This window comes from Flavobacterium sp., assembly GCF_049240005.1.
Lineage (GTDB): Bacteria > Bacteroidota > Bacteroidia > Flavobacteriales > Flavobacteriaceae > Flavobacterium.
This window is the reverse complement of record NZ_JBMLTK010000010.1, coordinates 21,576-40,950: the sequence shown is the minus strand read 5'-3', so window position 1 is coordinate 40,950 and position 19,375 is coordinate 21,576. Positions and strand designations below refer to the sequence as shown.

Annotated in this window: 17 protein-coding genes; 9 read left to right on the top strand and 8 right to left on the bottom strand. The window is 41.2% G+C overall.

Annotated elements, in window-relative coordinates; all coding sequences use genetic code 11:
* The first annotated feature begins 1 nt into the window (after nt 1).
* The 5 genes from ACOVQQ_RS00800 to ACOVQQ_RS00780 all read left to right on the top strand — a co-directional run bounded on the left by ACOVQQ_RS00800 (nt 2) and on the right by ACOVQQ_RS00780 (nt 3,436).
* Entirely contained in the window at nt 2-862 is an 861-nt protein-coding gene (locus ACOVQQ_RS00800) for a phosphatidate cytidylyltransferase (protein ID WP_421816533.1), read from the top strand.
* Entirely contained in the window at nt 859-1,518 is a 660-nt protein-coding gene (locus ACOVQQ_RS00795) for a phosphatidylserine decarboxylase family protein (protein WP_298147270.1), read from the top strand. The genes ACOVQQ_RS00800 and ACOVQQ_RS00795 overlap by 4 nt, the downstream gene beginning before the upstream one ends.
* On the top strand, nt 1,518-1,793 hold the full coding sequence (locus tag ACOVQQ_RS00790; protein ID WP_298147273.1) for an acyl-CoA-binding protein: 276 nt from the start codon (nt 1,518-1,520) through the stop codon (nt 1,791-1,793). The genes ACOVQQ_RS00795 and ACOVQQ_RS00790 overlap by 1 nt, the downstream gene beginning before the upstream one ends.
* Nucleotides 1,790-2,548 (top strand): superoxide dismutase, encoded by a 759-nt coding sequence (locus ACOVQQ_RS00785; RefSeq protein ID WP_421816532.1) that lies wholly within the window; start codon nt 1,790-1,792, stop codon nt 2,546-2,548. The genes ACOVQQ_RS00790 and ACOVQQ_RS00785 overlap by 4 nt, the downstream gene beginning before the upstream one ends.
* Before the next feature lie 174 nt (nt 2,549-2,722).
* Nucleotides 2,723-3,436 (top strand): hypothetical protein, encoded by a 714-nt coding sequence (locus ACOVQQ_RS00780; RefSeq protein WP_421816531.1) that lies wholly within the window; start codon nt 2,723-2,725, stop codon nt 3,434-3,436.
* A 6-nt stretch (nt 3,437-3,442) separates the two neighbouring features.
* Here ACOVQQ_RS00780 and ACOVQQ_RS00775 read toward each other — a convergent pair whose 3' ends face one another.
* On the bottom strand, nt 3,443-6,070 hold the full coding sequence (locus ACOVQQ_RS00775) for a valine--tRNA ligase (protein WP_421816530.1): 2,628 nt from the start codon (nt 6,068-6,070) through the stop codon (nt 3,443-3,445).
* 247 nt (nt 6,071-6,317) lie between these two features.
* On the opposite strand from ACOVQQ_RS00775, the gene ACOVQQ_RS00770 reads away from it, so the two are divergent.
* Complete coding sequence (locus ACOVQQ_RS00770) at nt 6,318-6,755, top strand: DUF1573 domain-containing protein (protein ID WP_421816529.1); 438 nt, start codon at nt 6,318-6,320, stop codon at nt 6,753-6,755.
* Nucleotides 6,756-6,787: 32 nt separating this feature from the next.
* Here ACOVQQ_RS00770 and ACOVQQ_RS00765 read toward each other — a convergent pair whose 3' ends face one another.
* The 6 genes from ACOVQQ_RS00765 to ACOVQQ_RS00740 form a co-directional block, all read right to left on the bottom strand.
* Nucleotides 6,788-7,558, bottom strand: coding sequence for an OmpA family protein (locus ACOVQQ_RS00765; protein WP_421816528.1), 771 nt, complete (start codon nt 7,556-7,558; stop codon nt 6,788-6,790).
* Nucleotides 7,558-8,463 carry an OmpA family protein gene (locus ACOVQQ_RS00760; RefSeq protein WP_421816527.1) on the bottom strand — a complete coding sequence of 302 codons (906 nt, stop codon included), beginning with the start codon at nt 8,461-8,463 and terminating at the stop codon, nt 7,558-7,560. The genes ACOVQQ_RS00765 and ACOVQQ_RS00760 overlap by 1 nt, the downstream gene beginning before the upstream one ends.
* A 326-nt stretch (nt 8,464-8,789) precedes the next feature.
* A complete protein-coding gene (locus tag ACOVQQ_RS00755) occupies nt 8,790-10,253 on the bottom strand; it encodes an oligosaccharide flippase family protein (protein ID WP_421816526.1) in 1,464 nt (487 codons plus the stop codon).
* Complete coding sequence (locus tag ACOVQQ_RS00750; protein ID WP_421816525.1) at nt 10,241-11,539, bottom strand: glycosyltransferase family 4 protein; 1,299 nt, start codon at nt 11,537-11,539, stop codon at nt 10,241-10,243. The genes ACOVQQ_RS00755 and ACOVQQ_RS00750 overlap by 13 nt, the downstream gene beginning before the upstream one ends.
* Before the next feature lie 4 nt (nt 11,540-11,543).
* Entirely contained in the window at nt 11,544-14,033 is a 2,490-nt protein-coding gene (locus ACOVQQ_RS00745; protein ID WP_421816524.1) for a YfhO family protein, read from the bottom strand.
* Nucleotides 14,034-14,086: 53 nt separating this feature from the next.
* The gene (locus tag ACOVQQ_RS00740) at nt 14,087-14,347 is read right to left on the bottom strand and encodes a DUF4834 family protein (RefSeq protein WP_421816523.1); all 261 of its coding nucleotides are present in this window, start codon (nt 14,345-14,347) and stop codon (nt 14,087-14,089) included.
* Between the two features lie 85 nt (nt 14,348-14,432).
* Between ACOVQQ_RS00740 and ACOVQQ_RS00735 the strand changes: the two genes are divergently transcribed.
* From ACOVQQ_RS00735 to ACOVQQ_RS00725, 3 genes are all read left to right on the top strand, one after another.
* On the top strand, nt 14,433-15,434 hold the full coding sequence (locus ACOVQQ_RS00735; RefSeq protein WP_421816522.1) for a transporter: 1,002 nt from the start codon (nt 14,433-14,435) through the stop codon (nt 15,432-15,434).
* A 5-nt stretch (nt 15,435-15,439) separates the two neighbouring features.
* Nucleotides 15,440-16,573, top strand: coding sequence for a GTP cyclohydrolase (locus ACOVQQ_RS00730; protein WP_421816521.1), 1,134 nt, complete (start codon nt 15,440-15,442; stop codon nt 16,571-16,573).
* A 111-nt stretch (nt 16,574-16,684) separates the two neighbouring features.
* Nucleotides 16,685-17,521 (top strand): helix-turn-helix transcriptional regulator, encoded by an 837-nt coding sequence (locus ACOVQQ_RS00725; RefSeq protein ID WP_421816520.1) that lies wholly within the window; start codon nt 16,685-16,687, stop codon nt 17,519-17,521.
* A 385-nt stretch (nt 17,522-17,906) separates the two neighbouring features.
* Here the strand turns inward: ACOVQQ_RS00725 and ACOVQQ_RS00720 are convergent, their stop codons facing one another.
* Entirely contained in the window at nt 17,907-19,124 is a 1,218-nt protein-coding gene (locus tag ACOVQQ_RS00720) for a porin (protein WP_421816519.1), read from the bottom strand.
* Nucleotides 19,125-19,375: the final 251 nt, after the last annotated feature.

Below are 19,375 nucleotides of genomic sequence, written 5' to 3'. Positions count from 1 at the left end.
TATGAACGAAACGTTGCAGCGGGCGCTATCAGGAGCGGTGTACATCTTGCTCCTACTCTCGGCTGTATTGTATTCTACCGAAAGTTTCTTCGTATTATTTTACTTTTTTTTACTGATAGCGGTTTTCGAATTTTCAAAGCTCGTTCGCATCCATTCACTAATTCCAACACTTTTAGCGAGTTTAATTTACGGCAGCTCTGCGTACATGCTTGTTTACAAGGTAAATATACAGTACGTCGATATTGTTGTTCTCGGAATCACGCTGTTTGTTTCGTTAATCAGTATGATTTTTCTATTCGATAACAAACACACCGAACTGCGTCGCGTAAGTAAATACATCTTTTTAATTGGCTATATCATTTTGCCCTTTATAAGTATAATGAACATAACCGCCTTGGGTGAAGAAGATCCGAATTCGGTGTATTTGCTAAAAACGTACAAGCCAAAAATATTAATCAGTGTTTTTATTTTGATTTGGACAAACGATACATTTGCGTACATCGTTGGAAAATCTATTGGGCGCAATAAACTTTTTGAACGAATTTCTCCTAAAAAAACGATAGAAGGTTTTCTCGGAGGTCTTTTCTTCTCGTTACTTGCTGCTTTTTTGATTTCGAAATTTTACATGCAACCAAAACCAATTCATTTCCAAAAGTCTTTAATCATTTGGGGAATAACTGCGGTTTTAATCAGTGTTTTCGGAACAATTGGCGACTTAATTGAATCAAAATTCAAACGAATTGCCGGTGTTAAAGACAGCGGAAACATCATGCCCGGACACGGCGGTATACTCGATCGGCTCGATAGTATTATATTTGTCGCACCATTTATATTTTTACTGTACAAAATTCTCCCAAAATGATTGTATCATTCCACAAAGAAGGCGCAAAAATTATCTTAATCTCCTGCATGATTGTTGTGGCGGGAATACTCGTGGCTGAAGCCGTTTTTCCGAATATTTATTTGAGAAAAGGCATCCAGAGCTTTCTTTTGATTTTTCTGATATTGATTCTTCAGTTTTTTCGAAACCCGAACCGAAGCTTAATTCCCACCTTAGACACCATTACTGCACCAGTAGATGGAAAAGTTGTGGTTATTGAGGAAGTATACGAACCTGAAATTTTTAAATCGAATCGATTACAAGTATCGATTTTCATGTCGCCTATAAACGTACACGTGACGCGTTATCCGATAGGCGGAAAAATCACACACAGTATTTACCATCCTGGAAAGTATTTGGTTGCTTGGCATCCGAAAGCAAGTACAGAAAACGAGCGAACAACTGTAGTTATTGAAAATGAAGTGCTGGGAGAAATCATGTACCGACAAATTGCTGGTGCTTTAGCGAAACGTATTGTGAACTACGCCAAAGAAGGTCAGATGGTGCTTCAAGGATCGGATGCTGGATTTATAAAATTTGGAAGTCGCGTTGATTTATTCTTGCCCCCAGGCACTCCCGTTCAGGTTAAAATCGGAGATGTGGTAAAAGGAAATAGAACTGTAATTTTCAAAAAATAATGTCGGACTTATCTTTAGAAGAACGATTTCAACAGGCTTTTCAGAAAGCTTCGGAGATGCGTCAGGCCGATTTGCCTCCAGACGTTCAATTGCGTTTATATTCGTTTTATAAACAAGCTACTTTTGGAAATATAGACCGAAGTATGCAAACGGATTACGATTTGCGAAATGCTTTTAAAACGAACGCTTGGATGCAGATAAGATCTATGAGTGTTGAAGATGCCATGAAAAATTATATTCAAGTTGTTGAAGATATTCTAAAAAACGAATTATGAAGTCTTTTACACGAGCAGTTATTCTAGCAGTTATTCTCAGTTCTTGTAACGAGAAAAAGCTCATTGAAGTTGAAGTTCCACTACCTGAAAAAGAAGTAAAAGCTGCCTTATCTAGCCCAGATGATGTAAGAGCAGAGCCCGGAACTTTTGAGTTGGCGAAATTACCCTACGCCTATAATGCGTTAAGCCCATCGATAGACGCAAGCACGATGGAAAATCATTATTCAAAGCATTATTTAACATACACGAACAACCTCAATAAAGCCATTAAAGGAACTGAAATGGAGCAGCTTACTATAGAAGAAATTCTGAAGAAAGCGAGCTCGGCTGATGAAAATCTGCGCAACAATGCGGGAGGATATTACAACCACAGCTTATTTTGGGAAATCATGGGACCAAAAGGTGGCGGACAACCGAAAGATACGCTTGCCTTAGCGATTTCGAGAGATTTTGGTTCGTTTGAGAATTTTAAAAACGAATTTAGCAATCAAGCAACGGCTGTTTTCGGTTCGGGCTGGACGTGGTTGAGCGTTGATAAAGCGGGAAAACTACAAATATCTACGACACCAAATCAGGATAATCCGTTGATGCCGGGCGTTTCGGTTAGTGGAACACCTATACTGGCGTTAGACGTTTGGGAACATGCGTACTATTTGCAATATCAGTACCGTCGAAGAAATTACATCAATGCGTTTTTTGAAGTGATCAATTGGCAGAAAGTAAACGAAAAATACGAGGAGGCGATAAAAAAGTAAAGCTAGTTCACAGCATTTACGGAACTCATTTGTAGCGTTAAATCTCTAGATATAACTACACACGAATTGTCGTTTAAAAATAATCATTAAATTTACAAAACCAGTACTAATGAGTACCAAGCAGTGAATTTCCTATCTTGACGTATTCATGTAAAATTGCTGGTAAAGAACTTTATGATGATAACCTCAAGAACCCTAGCGCTAACTGCGATTCTTCTTCTTAATCTGCTAACTTATGGTCAGGTAAGTTATGACTTCAATTTTATGAAATCAATTTTGGTTTCTTTAAAAGAGGACGGAAAGGAAGAAAAAAAATACAAAAAATTGATTTTGACAAATACAGCAAATCAAGATTATTTTGCAGAAATTATGCGTACCAAGGATTCGCTTGAGCTTGTAATCATTGATGTAAAAAGTTTGAAAAGACATAAATTCGTAGCATCACAAAAGTCAACCGCTGACTCGACCTACAAGTTTGTATATAAAATCAGTCACAACATTTTGATCCCTAACAATCAAGTGGCTTTTCGCTATTTGTTAACCCAAAACGAATCAAAAGACAAAGACACCGTTACTCAAACGATTATTTACTACAAAAACAACCGCTTAAAGAAAAAGAATAAGCCCGCAATAAGTTGCAGACTAATTTTCTCCACCAAAGGCCTACCAAATTGGAGTTTGCTGAAAACATACGTTTATCCCCTAAATAATAAGCTACTAAGCGAGCTAAAAAATTATGGCGAAATCATAGAACATCAACACATCGACTACAAGCATCACTATAATCAAACAGAAACGCTGGGGGAAACTATTCCTATTGATTTACACTTGCAAGCGCCAGCTGATCTGAAATTTCCACCAGCCTACGTTCAAATCATTTTTCGCTAAGAATTTTTATCCAATCAGTTCTTTTAACGCAGCAATCTTCGCCAAAGCATCGGCTTGTTTTTGACGTTCTATGGCAATAACCTTTTCGGGAGCACTGCTCACAAAACGTTCGTTTGAAAGTTTAGCTTCAACCGATTTTAAAAAGCCTTTATAATATTCGAGCTCTTCTTGCAGTTTAGCACGTTCGGCTTCCAAATCGATTTTTTCACCTAAAATCACGTAGTATTCGTTGGTTTTGTATCGGAAAGAAGCTGCATTTTCCGGCTTTTCTGAAACGTATTCCAAGGAAGAAATGTTTAGCAATTTTGCGATTACAGTATCGGTTTTATCGCTAATCTTTTCCTTATTTATGATTTGTACTTGAATCGCGTCTTTAAAAGGTAAATTTCGGTCTTTACGAATGCTACGAAGTCCGCTTACAATTTCAAAACAAATGTCGAATTGCTGCAGCAAGTCGTTGTTTTCGCCAGTAATCTTTGGCCAACTATTTACAATCAACGCTTCTTCTTTAGCACGTGGTTTTATCGCGTGCCATATTTCTTCAGTTAAGAACGGCATAAACGGATTGAGCAAGCGTAAATTGTCTTCCAGTAAATCGATGATTGCCTGCAAGGTCTGGCTGTCAATGGGTTGTTGATAGCCCGGTTTTACTATTTCGAGCAACCACGAACAGAAATCGTCCCAAATGAGTTTGTAAGTGCTCATCATGGCATCGGAAATGCGGTATTTACTAAAGTGATCGTCGATTTCAACTACGGCTTGCGACAATTTAGCACGATACCAGTCGATAGCAATTTTACTAGCGGCCGGTTGTTGAATATCGCCTGAAACTTCCCAACCTTTAATTAATCGGAATGCATTCCAAATTTTGTGCGCAAATGCTTTTCCTTGAGCGCAGTAGGCTTCATCAAACAAAATATCGTTACCGTCGGATCCGGCTAAGAGCATACCTACACGCACACCGTCGGCACCGAACTTCTCGATAAGTTCTAGCGGTTCCGGAGAGTTACCGAGTGATTTCGACATTTTTCTGCGTTGCGTGTCGCGAACAATACCTGTGAGATAAACTCCAGTAAACGGTTTTTCTCCAACGAATTCGTAACCGGCAATAATCATACGGGCTACCCAGAAAAACAAAATCTCAGGCGCTGTCACCAAATCTTGAGTCGGATAGTAGTATTTAAACTCTTCGTTATTCGGATTCATTATTCCTCCAAAAACCGAAATAGGCCACAACCACGACGAAAACCAGGTATCGAGTGCATCTGGATCTTGTCGTAAGTCTGTTTGCTGCAAATTGTTGTTTCCGGTAGCTATTCGCGCGAGTTGCAAGGCTTCGTCCCAGTTTTCGGCAACTACAAAATCTTGTTTGCCGTCGCCATAGAAATAGGCTGGTATTTGTTGTCCCCACCACAATTGTCGTGAAATATTCCAGTCGCGAACATTCTCTAACCAATGGCGGTAGGTATTTTCGAATTTCTTTGGATACAAATTAATTTCATCCGATTCTAAAACTGCCTTTAATGCTGGCTTAGCTAGATCTTCCATTTTCAAAAACCACTGGTCGGAAAGACGTGGCTCGATTACGGCTTTAGTTCGTTCAGAAGTTCCCACTTTATTTTGGTGGTTTTCTACTTTTAGCAACAAACCTTTTTCCTGCAGTTCTTTTTCGATGGCTTTTCTAACGTCAAAACGATCTTTGCCAGCATAATGCAAGCCAAAGCTGTTTAAAGTAGCGTCTTCATTAAAAATATCGATGACTTCCAAATTGTATTTATCCCCGATGTTCTTGTCGTTGATGTCGTGCGCTGGCGTAACTTTCAAACAACCTGTACCGAATTCAATATCAATATAATCGTCGGAAATAATAGGCACTTCGCGGTTTGCAATCGGAACAATAACGGTCTTTCCGATAAACTTTGCATAACGCTCGTCGTTTGGATTCACGCAAACCGCCGTATCGCCAAAAATGGTTTCCGGACGCGTAGTTGCTACGGTTAAAAAGTCGTCGCTGTCCGTAAATTTATATTTTAGGTAAAACAACTTCGATTGTTGCTCTTCGTAAATCACTTCTTCATCGGAAAGTGTCGTTTTAGCTTCCGGATCCCAGTTTACCATGCGATAGCCGCGATAAATCAGACCTTTTCGATACAAATCCACAAAGCATTTGATTACGGAAGCCGACATATCGGGATCCATCGTGAATTTCGTGCGATTCCAATCGCAGGATGCACCTAACTTTTTGAGTTGTTCCAGAATCACACCGCCGTATTTGTGCGTCCAATCCCAAGCGTGTTCAAGGAATTCCTCTCGGGTAAGGTCGTTTTTATTGATGCCTTCGGCTTTCAGTTTAGCGACAACTTTTGCTTCGGTAGCGATCGATGCGTGATCGGTTCCAGGTACCCAACATGCGTTAAAACCCTTCAAACGTGCACGTCGGATGAGTACGTCTTGGATGGTGTTGTTTAGCATGTGTCCCATGTGCAACACGCCAGTTACATTTGGTGGTGGAATCACAATAGTGTATGCTTTTCTGTGATCGGGCACAGAATTAAAATAACCGTTTTCCATCCAATACTGGTACCATTTTTCTTCAATTGAAGCGGCGTCGAACTGAGTTGCTAATGCAGACATAAACTAAATTTGTTTTCGCGAAATAAACTTTACTAACGCAAGTTTTAATGAACGAACAAGCTATGAGTCGATTACAGAGACATATTGGGCTTGAACACAATCAAAACAAGGCAATTTTTTTCTAAATCAGATTTTGTGGTCTGATTTTTGGAAGTGGCAAAAGTACGATTTTAAGAATAAAATTTTAACTCTTAATCGATACAAATAGCGGAAGAACTTTTACATTTACGACACAAAAAAATAAAAGATGAAGCACTTTACCTCAACTCTACTCGTACTGCTTTTTGCTGTAGCAGGTATGGCGCAAAAAGGGCCGATAATTGAATTTGAAGCCAAAGACAATACAATTGATTACGGCGAAGTTTCGAAAGAAACCGATAACGGTATTCGAACCTTTGTATTCACTAATACCGGTGATCAACCATTGATTATTACGAATGTGAAGTCGACCTGCGGTTGCACAGTCCCGACGAAGCCTACCGACCCAATTTTACCGGGAAAGTCGGATAAAATTCAAGTCAAGTATAACATGAATCCCGGGCCGATTCGCAAAACAATTACTGTAGAATCGAATGCAGTAAATTACGATGGAGGTATCATCGCGTTGAAGATAAAAGGAGAAGTTATTCCGCCAAAGCCGAAACAAAGCGTACTCGAAAAAAAGAAGAGTATGTTGGAAAAATAAAAACTAAAGCCGCTTTTTGAGCGGCTTTTTTGTTAGATCTTGACAATTCTGATTTCTACACGGCGATTTTCTTCTTCCTCTAGTTCCGATTTTTCGGGTATTTTATGAATGGGCTTACTGATGCCGTAGCCTTTATAGGTGAGTCGTTTTCGATTGATTCCCTTTTGAATTAGGTAATTGAAAACGGCACGAGCTCTTGCAGTCGAAACGTCGTTTACATCGCGTTCTTTCTGACAGCAAATATGACCTTGGATTTCGATGTGTAAATTCGGATTCTCTTCTAAAATGCACAGCAATTCTTCTAGAGTAGGAACCGATTTTGGTAACATTTTTGCGCTGTTGTTGAAGAAATTCATGCCCGGAAGCTTGATAATATCGCCGACTTTTGCGTTGAGTGTTGACTTTCGAAATTCTGATAATTCCGACTTTACAGCGACTTTTTCGGGAAGTTTATAAACGATACTTACCTTGCGGTTGGCACTTTGTTCCGGCAACTGTTCAAAACGCTCGCCGTAGGATTTTATCGTAGTTTTATCAGGAACGTTGAATTGAAGTTCCCGCAGGGCGTTTTGTACTGCTCGAATACGTTTCATGGCTAGCGTGTCGTTGTAAGCATCGCTGCCCACATGATCGCAATAACCTCTGAGCTCGACAATTAGCGCGTCTTTGTGCGATTGCGTAAACAACTGTAATGTTTGTTTCGCCTGCATGTTAATATCGTATTTATTGAAATCGAAATAAATGTCGACTTCCTGTGCCATGCAGCTTCCGCAGAAAAAAAGCAAGTAATACAGTAGTTTCATTAGTTTGCTATGATTTCAAATTCGACTCTACGATTTGTGGCACGTTCTTCTTCATTTTTCTCCGGTATTGGATAGATGGGTTGTGTGACACCGAGGCCTTTGTAAGACAAACGCGATTTGTCTATACCGTTCATTTGCAAAAAATTAGCTATTGCTTTGGCACGTTGTGTGGAAAGGTCGCGCGAATCGTTGGGCATGCAACAAATATGTCCCTGAATTTGAATTTTCAAACTGGGTTTGGCTTGCATCACGGTGAGCAATTCGTACAGTGCCCCATGCGATCTCGGTTCGATGATAAACGTATTAATTTTAAATTCTAGATTTTTCAGTTTCAGCTTCTCTCCTACTCGTGCTTCGTAAATGCTTTTCATAGCCAATGTATCGAGCGAAAACTCGCTAACTGAACCATCGATATTTTTAAAACGAAGTGATTCGGGGAATTTAGGTGCCGAAGTGGGAACAACCGGAGCAACAGGTTCTGGTGATTTTGGTTTTAGACCTAAAATTTCTTCTTCCCGAGGGATGTCGGCTTCTTTAAGGTATAGAATAGAAACCTTTCGATTGAGAGCATTTTCGCCCAAACCTTGTGCAAATTTTTCTCCGAAGTTATTGGTTCTAAAATCGGTTCGTGTTAAAATTCGATTATTTAGAATATCGACTACGGTTTGCACTCGTGCTTTAGCTAGTTTGTTGTTGGCTTGTGCCGCACCTACTTCGTCGGTAAAGCCACTGATCGAGACAATTTTAACTGTGGTATTTTTTTGGATAAACTGTTCGAGGCGATTTTGTTCGACGGGTTCGAAAGTAGCTTTTCCAGTTTTGAAATAAAAGTCGATGCGTTCTTGCGCTTTCGCAGAAGAAAAAACGAGTAGTAAAAAAGTGATATATGAGGCGAACTGTTTCAAAACTATTTGTTGAAATTTACTATCAAAGGTAGTTAAATTGCTGAGGATGGTTTCGGTTTTAGCCCAGAAGCTTGCTGGATCATCTCGACAAGCAAAAACACGAGCGTTTCATTTAATCTGTATTTCTATAACGTGGATTTTGTTGATTATTGCGTTGATTTTTCGGTAAAAACCGAACGTTTTCCAAAGACTTTACTTCGCAATAGGGATGGAAGCGATATCCTTTTAGTGGAGCGAAGCGGAACTAAAAGATACAGCGGACAGCCCGGGCGCGGCGGTTTGCTCGTTATTGAAAAAGCACTTTTGCCGCGTATTGCCCTAAAAAATCACTTTTTAAATTTGTGGAGAAATCCGTTAAAGGCCGCAGAAATTTCAGGAGATACGTTCCAGCGAAGTACTACAAAAACGTAGAAAACCGTGATCATTGCCGACTTGCAGCAAATGTTTATAACCGGATGGAATTTGAAATCCCAACCGAAAAACAGTGCAAAAGTTACTCCGATAATTGCAAAGCTTTTGATTGTGGCTGTGGAGAACGGCGACATCTGTAACTTACGCACAACAAAAAGTAACTTTACCGTATTGTAGATAGCTACACTGAGTAAGGTTGCAAGTGCAGCACCAGTTATGCCATAAATGGGGATGAGCCACAGGTTAAAAAAGATCATAAGTACAACTACGCCCACTCCGAAAGCTAAAGCCCATTTATAATGTTTCGTGTTTACCAAAATGGCGTTATTATTTCCTAAAATCACGTCGTAGAATTTCGCTAATCCGACTAAGATCACCGACCAATATCCGGTTTCGTATCCTGCTGGGATAATTAAATATAATTGCTTGATATTTAGGAAGATACCTAACAAAACCAATCCGCCAATGATTTGTAAAGTGAGTGCACTCTTTTTGTACAGGCTGCGAAGCTCGTCCCATTTTTCAGCACCGATTAATTGCGCCGTAAGCGGATACGTGATATGATTCATGGCGCGCGCTGGAACTGCAATAACAGTAGAAATAAAACCTGCAACGCCATAAATAGCAACTGCTTCTGGCGAGCTAAAACGTGGAATCATGAGTTTATCGAGATCTATAAGCAGCGTGGCGATGCTTCCTGAAACGATAATAAAGGCCGAAAACTGTAAAATCTCGTTTCGGTTGTGTGGAAATCCGATTCGGAAGCGCAACGGCCGCATCGACACGGCATAAACAAACATGCACAAGGTTTGAAGAACGTACGCTATAACTAATCCGTAGAGAAACTGTTCAGTGGAAAGCCAATTATAATGCACGCCGATTAAAAGAAGCATGGCCAGCAAGCGCACTAAAACTTCACTGAGGAAATTCCCGAGGTTTGAACGCAAATGAACTTTTGCATAGGCATAGAAAATCTCGAAATAGGCCATGGCGAGTCCGACGACGGGAATCATCCAGAGGTATTTAGAAACATCCATGTTCGGACTCAAAAAATGCGTAACAAAAGCTTCGCTGAAAAAGCCGTAAAGCACCGCCACAATCGAACTGATAAGCAAGGGCAACAGGACTACAAAACTCAGCAATTGGTCTTTTTCCTTTTCAGAAGTACAGCGACTAAAAAAGCGAATCAAACTAGAATGCACGCCAAATGCCATGAAAGGCATTAAAATGTTTGCTGCCGACAGTAAATACTGCGTGTAACCGTAATACTCTTGATCTAGAAAATTGGTGTAGAGAAACAACGCATTTACAGCGCCAATAGCAAAACCGAAATAGGTAATGACAAAATTACCGGACGACTGTTTAATTACGATTCCCATAACGTATCGAGCAAAGCTGCGAGTTTTTTAGTAAGCGATTTTCTGCTAAATTGCTCAATATCTTTTGTTTCTACAAATAACTTACCTGCTTGAAAGTCGGAAAAAAGGAGTTGTATGTATTCTTTAAGTGCTTGTTTGTTCGAATAATTAAAAAATCGGCCGGCGGAGGCGTCTTCAAGTATTGAGCGAAAATCGGCGCCTTCGGGTCCGATGGCTAAAATCGGACGCTGTGCTGCTAAATACTCGAACAACTTACCCGGAATAATTACTTTGCTTTCGGGTCGGTCGATTTCGATAAGAAGTAAAACTTGCGACGCACGTTGCTGTTTCACGGCTTCGAGATGTGGCAAATAGCCCAGTAGCGTTACGTAGTCGGCGAGATTATTATTCTTGATGCTTTCGACAACAATTGGCGATACCGCGCCGATGATTTTTAGCTCGAATGCTTTTTCAAAAGCTGCGTTTTCTCGAATAAGCTCGGCTAAGACTTGCCAAAGAATTTCTGGATTTCGATCGGCTAAAAACGAACCGATGTGTGCCATACTAAACTTTTCATCTAACGGAATTCGCTGTATTTCATACGAATCAAAACCATTGGTTATAACCGAGATAGGTGTTTTTGTAGCAGCTTGAAACTCTGTTTTTGTTCCCGAACTCGTTACCAACAAATGGTCGGCGGTATCGAGCACGTACTTTTCTAGTTTTTTGTGTTTATTAGCTGCCCAAGAGGTGAGTAATAAATCTTTGTGATAACCAATGGTAGTCCACGGATCTCGAAAATCGGCCATCCACGTTACATTGGGTTTACGTTCTTTAAGTTTTGCTCCGATCAGATGTAACGAATGCGGCGGTCCGGTTGTAATTACTAGCTTAATTTGTTCTTCTTGAATAAATTGTTCGAGAAATTCGACCGAGGGTTTTACCCACAAAACACGTGCATCGGGAATGAATAGGTTTCCGCGAATCCACAATAAAATCTTGTCTTTCAGCGATTGCTTTTTGGGAATAAGGCCGCTACTTATTTTTCGGGTACGTTTTAAAGAAAACCAAGCTGCAAATTTATACGGCTCGGAAATTGCCTTCTTAACGACGCGAATATCGTGCGGAACTTCATCCAATAAGCCGGAGTCGATAATCGGATATGTAGGATTATCGGGTACGTACAGTATAGGTTCGTAACCAAACTCGCGCAAATAGGTCGCAAATTTTAACCAACGCTGAACGCCGGGCCCTCCCGCAGGCGGCCAGTAATAAGCAACGATTAGCACTTTTCGCTGCGCGCTCATGAGTTTACTTTTTTGATTCTTTAGCGTATTTCACTCCAACAGCCCCTAAAATCAAGAGCAGGATGATTGTGCTTATCAGCGATATCGTTCCGCCGGTTTCAACCACTTTTGGTTTGAATTCAAAAGTGATTTGGTGGGCGCCTTTTGGAATGAATAATCCGCGTAAGACGTAATCAGTACGATAAATCGGTACTTCTTTTCCATCGATTTTTGCTGTCCAGCCGTCTTTGTAAAACGATTCTGAAAAAACGGCAAATCCGTCGGTCGTGTTATTCGATTGGTACGTAATTTTATTTGGTGTGTACGCTTTCGCGGAAGATAAGCGGATTTGCGACAGACTGTCGGCCGCAATGGTTTTCCCGGCAAGAGCTTTCGCATCGGAACTCGCAAGAATGGCTGTTTGACGTAGATTTGAATTCAGCGTAGCTTTAAACTCTTCGTCGGCCGATTTTGCCGGAACAATCGACTTCACAAACCAAGCGTTTCCGTAGGCAAACGGATTTCCAACAACAACCTCGCCTTGTTCGGTAGGAATCAAAACGTATTTTACGTTTAGCGCACTCAACACCGGATAATCGATGCCCAATAAACCTGTTTCTGGATTTATTTGCGATGCCCATTTTTGCAAATCGCGCTCTACACCAAATTCAAACAATTGATCGTAACGACGTGGTCGGACCGCCGAATAGCCACCCACCGATTTATGGAAATAAGATGCTCGGGCATTTAAACGTCCTTGAATGTCGTAAACTCTAAAAACGGTACTATCGGCTAAAATCTCTGAGTCGGCTGAAGTACGCTCGAAAGGCTCGCGCATTTTGATTCCCGGAACAAAATTATCGGCGTTCAAATAACGTTTATCTACCGATATTAAATCGACTAAAATCAGCAATCCAATTAAGGAAAGTGCGGTAGCCGATTTCAACTTTTGCTTCACAAAGAGCCACAAAATTCCTGCAAGGACTGCCGTTAATCCGATGGCTTTTAGCGTATCGGTGGTGTACATGGCTTCTCGGTCTTTGCGTAAGGCAGCAACAATCTCAGTGCCTAATTGCTTCACCAGTTCGTCGTCTTTAACGGTGGTGAATTCCAAAAAGTACTTTCCACCAAAGATGAGCAATAAAATAGCCAAAACGGTTCCGCCGGTTTTAATAACTGCTTTTTGCTGCTGCGCCGCATCGAGTTTCCAAAAGGTTTGTAAGCCCATTACTGCGAGTAAAGGCATACATAATTCTAGCACCACTTGGATGGAAGAAACTGCTCTAAACTTGTCGTACAACGGAACATAATCGACAAAAAAGCGGGTAAGAAAATCCAGGTTTTTTCCCCATGATAAGAACAAACTTAGCAAAGACGCAGCTAAAAAAGCGTATTTGATCTTACGTTGATCGTAGTACAAGGCAAGTAATGCCAAAAAGAAAACGGTAACGCCGATATAGGCCGGTGCTGCCACAATTGGTTGATCGCCCCAATACGTTGGCATTCCTTCTTTGGCATACTCAATCGCTTGTTCTTTTGGAATGTATTGATTTTCGGCTATTTGTGTTTTTTGAAGTTGGTCGACAACTGCCGAATTTTCGTCTAAAGATTCACTATTGCTGCCGCCGAACAATCGTGGAACAATTAAATTTAAACTCTCGCCGATACCGTAACTGTATTCGGTGATGTATTCATACTCCATAGCCGCGTCCGAAGTATTCTTGGATCCATCGGCTTTAAAAGTGAGTTCGCTTTTTCCACGTATACTCCAATCGGTGTATTCTGCAGTAGCCAACAAGCCAGCTGCATTGGCGCCAAGGGCTAAGATCCCAGCACCTAAAAGAATTCCGAAATTGATGAACAGGGGTTTGTATTCCTTTTGTTTAGCGAATTCGTAAATGTAGTAGATTGCCACCGCTGCCAGCAAAAACAGCAGATAATACGTCATCTGGAAGTGGTTCGCGTTAATCTCGAGTGCGATAGCCAAAGTGCTTACAACAAATCCGAGTGTGCGTTTTCCGCGAAATACCCAAATTAGTCCAGCGAGCACGAGCGGCATGTAAGCAATGGCATGCGCTTTTGCGTTGTGACCCACATTGAGAATTACGATTAAATAGGTTGAAAATCCGAACGCTAACGCACCGATGATGCCTTTGCGGTAATCGATTCCCAATGCAACAATTAAGGTGTAAAATCCTAAAAAGTAGAGAAAAATGTAGTCTGCTGGTCGCGGTAAAAATCGGATAACTGAATCTAATTTCTTTACGTAATTATGCGGATAATTGGCGCCGAGCTGATAGGTAGGCATTCCGCCAAAAGCAGCGTTTGTCCAGTAAGGTTCTTGGTCGTTGGTGGATCGAAAATCGTTTTGTTCTTTAGCCATTCCGGTATATTGAACGATATCCGATTGGTATACGGTTTTTCGTTGCAAGACGGGATAACAATAAATAAGTGCGGCTATAACAAAGAACAAGAGCGCAATAAAATGCGGAACGAATTTTTGAAGTATTTTCATGTAGTTTTCAGCGTTTACTGAACCTTAGCAGGTCGGAAAATTGTCAGGCAAACTTAGTCAATTTCCTCAAAGTCTACATACTCCCCTACCTTTTTGGTTTCGCGCGGTTTCTGGTTGGATTGCGCCTGATTTTGATGCGTTTGCTGTTGTTGCTGATACGCTTGTTGTTGGTTTTGGAATTGCGTTGCCGCTTTTTCGACCACTTTTTTCATTGCGTAAGGTAAAAGTAAACGAACGATGAGTCGGAACGCATAATAAAATACAACAATCCAAAATAGGGTTTTAATAAAACCAGTAAAAGAGGCGGTTTCCATACGCTTGAATATCTACGACAAAATTAAACAATCGTAAAATTTATCTCTCCTTTTACTTCTTAAATAAATAATAAAAATGATACTTTTGAAACTACGCTTAAACAAAGGTCTCATGCTTAGAAACCGTCTGCTCCTTCTTGCCCTTTTAACAGTTGTTCTCGCTCACGGACAATTTACTGATGTCATAAACTCAAACCGTCCTGGAAAATCGATGGCAGCATTTTCTGTCGGTAAATCGGTTGTTCAAGCCGAAGGTGGCACGTATTTTTTTCGAGAAGAGCACAATTTATTGCAAACAACCTCTACAGGTTTGGGTCTGGAAGCGGTTTTACGCTGGGGAATTTACAAGGAAGAATTAGAAGGGATTTTCGAAACACAATACCAAGGCGATCAATTTGTCACGCCGTTTGGAACTGAAAACCGACGCTCGTTGAAATCGACCATCATTGGTGCGAAATACCTGTTGTACGATCCCTACAAAAACTACGAGGAAAAGCCGAACGTTAAAAGTTGGAAAGCCAAATATAAATTCAAATGGCGGCAGTTAATCCCGGCCGTAGCGGTGTATGGTGGTGTTAATTTGAACTTCGACAATCCATACACATTTGAATCGGATCCCATTATTTCACCAAAACTTATGGTAATTACGCAAAATCAATTCAGCGGCGGTTTGGTTTTGGTTACCAACATCATCGCAGATAAAGTAACTACTGATTATCCATCGCTTGGTGGCGTAATTACTCTTACACGCGGATTTTCAGAAAAGTGGAGCGGATTTCTCGAAAGTCAGATTTACAGTAGCGACTTCTACGCCGACGTACTGTTTCGAAGCGGTGCTGCCTATTTAGTGAAGGAAAATATACAATTAGATGGTTCAATTACCGCTAATCTAAAAGATACACCGACTGTGTTCTATGCGAGTGTTGGTATTGCTTGGCGTTTTGACGACAACTACAAACCGGTTCTGATTCGATCTGGAAAAGATAAAGATAAAGACAAGGACAAAAAAGGAAAAAAGAAAAAGAAAAAGAAAAAGAAAGGGAAAAAAGGTGAAGAAACTGTACCTCAACCCACTGGAACTAAATAGCACCTATGATTACTGTTAAAGAAGCGATAAGCAAAAGCGAACTTACTGATTTTGTCAAATTTCCGATGAAATTGTATCGCGATAATCCCTACTTCGTTCCACCTTTAATAAACGATGAACTAGCGGCATTCGACAAAAAAAACAATCCGGCTTTCGATCATGCAGAAGCGCAATTTTATCTCGCTTACCGCGGAAAAGAAATCGTTGGACGTGTGGCTGCTATCGTCAATTGGCAAGAAGTAAACGAACAGAAAAAGTCGAAAGTACGCTTCGGTTGGTTTGATGTAATCGACGATATCGAAGTCACCAAAGCCTTGTTGCAAAAAGTTTACGAACTCGGTCGAAAACACCAACTTGCTATGGTAGAAGGACCCATCGGATTTTCAAACCTCGATAAAGTAGGTGCCTTAACTTTTGGTTACGATGAATTGGGTACTGCCGTAACCTGGTACAACGCTCCGTATTATATCACGCATTTAGAACAACTTGGCTTCCAAACAGAGAAAGAATACATCGAAAGTACGTTTCTCGTCAAGGACGTAGATCCCGAACCACTGTATCGCGGCGAAGAATTAGTTAAAAAACGTTACGGAGTATATTCTAAAAATTTCGACCGCACGGCAGACATCATGCCATATGTAGATCAAATGTTCGATTTGTTTAACGAGTCGTATAAAAATTTAGCGTCGTTTGTAGCTGTCTCGGAGCGGCAGAAAGAATTTTTTAAGAAAAAGTATATTTCGTTCATCAATCCAGAATACATCAAGTTTGTTTTCAATAGCCAAAACCAAATGATTGCTTTCGCGATTGTTATGCCTGGCTACGCTCAAGCCTTGCAAAAAGCAAACGGAAAGCTGTTCCCTTTTGGTATATTTCATTTACTAAAGGCAAGAAAATCTAGTAAAGACGCTGTTTTTTACTTGATAGGCATAGCACCAGAATACCAAAATAAAGGAGTAACTGCCTTAATCATGTCGGAGTTTTACCGCACCGTAATCAAAAAAGGTGTAGAACGCTGTATTCGAACTCCCGAATTAGCCGAAAATCAAGCCATTCATCTGCTTTGGAGAAATTTCAACCCTAAGGTTACTGCTCGGAGAAAAACGTTTTCAATACTACTCGAAAACTTAAAATCGTAAAGTTTTAAAATTAAAACCACCCGATTTTCATCGAGATAAAATCCAGATTCACGGCAAGATGCTGTTACATTTTTAGAAAAAATGCTACTAATGTTTTGAAATCTGAACTCGATGAACAAACACGTGTACAGCGATGCCCATAACAACCAAATTCGAATTTCTGCCTTTCAGAGCTTCGAAGGTAGTACGCATTTCAATCAAATAGCTGCGAAATTCGTGGTTTCAGGAGCCGAAACGTACGTCATCAACGGAAAGAAATTCCTCGTAAAACAAGGCGAATACGTTATCGGGAACAACAACCAATACAGCGAGGTACACATAAATCAACAAACCGTCGGACTCTGCATCGATATTGCACCGGAAATTATAACCGAAATAACCGACAGTATTTTCGACACCACCGACTTCAGAAACTTTATTCTATCCGACAAATTCCTGATTAACAAGTATAAAGCGCAACACACGCACCTCGGACATCAATTAAACAAGCTCTCACGGCTGCTGCTGGTCGAAAATCAAAACAGCTTGCTCTCACACGAACTGTTCTACAGCATCGGCGAAAGTATCGTACGCGACCAATCGCTCATTTTCGAACAATTTTCTAAGCTGCGGTACAAAAAGCAACTAGTCAACGAAACCGTATTCCGCAATTTGCTCAATGCAAAAACGTACATCGACGATAACTTCCTGAAAGTCATTACCATAACCGAGCTTACACAACTCGCTTGTATGTCGAAATACGATTTCATCCGCCGTTTTAAATCCGCATTTTTGGTAACGCCTTTTCAGTATCTCATTAAAAAAAGACTCCTACACGCCAAACTACTCTTGTTGCAAGGCGAAAAAGTAAGTCAAGTTGCTCTCTTAACCGGATTTGCCGACACAGCTGCCTTCAGTAAAGCGTTCAAAAATCAGTTTGGATGCGCGCCTTCACAGATAAAAATTTAAATGAGAATAATTTGGGGGTTCCGGCGGGTCGTTCCTCCGGCGCCGTCGGGCTATTCGCGGCAATTCAAGCACGCCGAATGGGTGTTTTTGCACGCCGCAAACCGGCTTCTGTGGTCGCCGTTTTCCAGTGGCAAAAACTACCCACAGCGCACTTTCATTTCTGCTGCTATCCCTAACCCGAAAATGTGCGCAAAAACGTGCTAACCTTAGTTCGATTTAAAAACTAAGTTCAGAAAATAGATAAGGGATTGATTACCAAGCAGATTTGATTTGGAATACTGTGGTACCCAAAAAAATCTACCGGAGTAGGCTGCCGTTTAGCGATTTAGCGTGGAAGTTGTTCATGTCAAGCATTCTGGCCAAGATTATGAATCGAACTCAAGTGCTAAATTCCCATTTCAACTTGCAGGCGTAAATACCAATTTCTGCGGTTGCTACCGTCGGCAAAATCGAGGTCGTCGTAATTAATTTCGGCCTGCAATTTAAAGGCGTGCTCGCGTAAATACTTGGTAACGCCAAAACTGTACTCTTTGGTAGTGGGTAGAAATGCCTTGATTTCGGAACCTAATTTCTGAATGGAATACCGACCAATTAGTTCGAAGTCGTTTCGAAATAAATAACTCATTTGGTAATCGAAACCGTTTCCAACAACAACGTAACGAATATCCGTAGCGTCGAGCGGATTTACGGTAATTGGCGTATCGGAGGTTGAACGCGACATGTAGCTGCTCATCAGCGAAAAGCCGTTGTATTTGAGCATCGCGTCGAGTAAGACCGAGCGCATGGTGCGTGGTGCAAACAAATCGTCGCCGAGTTGTCCTTGGGTTCGTTTTGCTAAATTGTTTTGTTGAAAAGCGCCCGAAAGCAACAATTTGGGCTTGGCTTCGCGCACTAAATCGCCTTCAAAATTGGTTCCGTCGCGCTGAAAAGCACCGAACGGAAACAACTCTACCTTACCCGTTATAGCTACACCGTCGTCGGAACCATTGGTTACATTTCGTCCTTCTCCGGTGGATAAAGCCGCTTTCAGATTGTAGGACGGCTTTCCGAGCTTTTCGTTGAGATAATGCGCTTGAAAACCGAAATCGCGATCGATGGTAAAACGCGCGTTATTAATGGTTCGATCGGTGAGTTGAAGTGCACCGGATGAGTTGATACGCTGTCGGTTTCCGGGCAGTTTCGTTTGTCCGAAACTCAAACTCCACTTAGCTGACGGGCGATAAAAAACTACCGCATCGCGAATGATATTGATGTTTTCGCCTTCTTGCACTTCGCCTACATCGCCGGGCGCAAACGAAAGTTGTATGGCGTACAAAAATTTGGGACTGCCCACATAGCCGTCGAATCGCAGGCGAAGACGTCGTATTTGCCCGTCGTACGCAGGCTTTTCATCTTCTTCGTCGAGATACGTAACGCGATTTTGCATCCGAAATCGGATGTTCATTTGAAATAAACTGTCGGGCGAGGTAATACCAATTCCCTTTCCGAATGAATAATACGGAATTGTTGACAGCTTTAGGTCGTTGTTAGGCGTTTCGGGCTTTCGTTGGGCAAACGCAAGTGCCGTGGCAAACGTTAAGCACGCAGTTACAAAAAATCTCATGCACAAAAATAGCTAAATTACAATGCTTGCCACAAGCTTATAAAACGGAAATTGTTGGCGTGAAAACGTCTTGATGGCAGCGGATTTTTGGGAAACGACTTTCGCGGTAAGGACAGCAGCGAAAAACCTTGGAGCTTGTTTTGACAACTGACGGCAGTGGCAACGCGACGAGAGGAGCGCTTGCAAACGCCTGACTGTTGCAAAACAAGTGAACAAGTTTGTAGCGGATGGCCTGACGGCGGCTATGGATT

Excerpts from the sequence above, each read along its gene's own strand:
- ACOVQQ_RS00720 (WP_421816519.1), bottom strand. The coding sequence starts at position 19,124 with ATGAGATTTTTTGTAACTGCGTGCTTAACGTTTGCCACGGCACTTGCG.
- ACOVQQ_RS00725 (WP_421816520.1), top strand. The coding sequence starts at position 16,685 with ATGAACAAACACGTGTACAGCGATGCCCATAACAACCAAATTCGAATT.
- ACOVQQ_RS00745 (WP_421816524.1), bottom strand. The coding sequence starts at position 14,033 with ATGAAAATACTTCAAAAATTCGTTCCGCATTTTATTGCGCTCTTGTTC.
- ACOVQQ_RS00790 (WP_298147273.1), top strand. The coding sequence starts at position 1,518 with ATGTCGGACTTATCTTTAGAAGAACGATTTCAACAGGCTTTTCAGAAA.
- ACOVQQ_RS00795 (WP_298147270.1), top strand. The coding sequence starts at position 859 with ATGATTGTATCATTCCACAAAGAAGGCGCAAAAATTATCTTAATCTCC.
- ACOVQQ_RS00780 (WP_421816531.1), top strand. The coding sequence starts at position 2,723 with ATGATGATAACCTCAAGAACCCTAGCGCTAACTGCGATTCTTCTTCTT.
- ACOVQQ_RS00765 (WP_421816528.1), bottom strand. The coding sequence starts at position 7,558 with ATGAAACTACTGTATTACTTGCTTTTTTTCTGCGGAAGCTGCATGGCA.
- ACOVQQ_RS00800 (WP_421816533.1), top strand. The coding sequence starts at position 2 with ATGAACGAAACGTTGCAGCGGGCGCTATCAGGAGCGGTGTACATCTTG.
- ACOVQQ_RS00755 (WP_421816526.1), bottom strand. The coding sequence starts at position 10,253 with ATGGGAATCGTAATTAAACAGTCGTCCGGTAATTTTGTCATTACCTAT.
- ACOVQQ_RS00770 (WP_421816529.1), top strand. The coding sequence starts at position 6,318 with ATGAAGCACTTTACCTCAACTCTACTCGTACTGCTTTTTGCTGTAGCA.
- ACOVQQ_RS00785 (WP_421816532.1), top strand. The coding sequence starts at position 1,790 with ATGAAGTCTTTTACACGAGCAGTTATTCTAGCAGTTATTCTCAGTTCT.
- ACOVQQ_RS00740 (WP_421816523.1), bottom strand. The coding sequence starts at position 14,347 with ATGGAAACCGCCTCTTTTACTGGTTTTATTAAAACCCTATTTTGGATT.
- ACOVQQ_RS00730 (WP_421816521.1), top strand. The coding sequence starts at position 15,440 with ATGATTACTGTTAAAGAAGCGATAAGCAAAAGCGAACTTACTGATTTT.
- ACOVQQ_RS00750 (WP_421816525.1), bottom strand. The coding sequence starts at position 11,539 with ATGAGCGCGCAGCGAAAAGTGCTAATCGTTGCTTATTACTGGCCGCCT.
- ACOVQQ_RS00775 (WP_421816530.1), bottom strand. The coding sequence starts at position 6,070 with ATGTCTGCATTAGCAACTCAGTTCGACGCCGCTTCAATTGAAGAAAAA.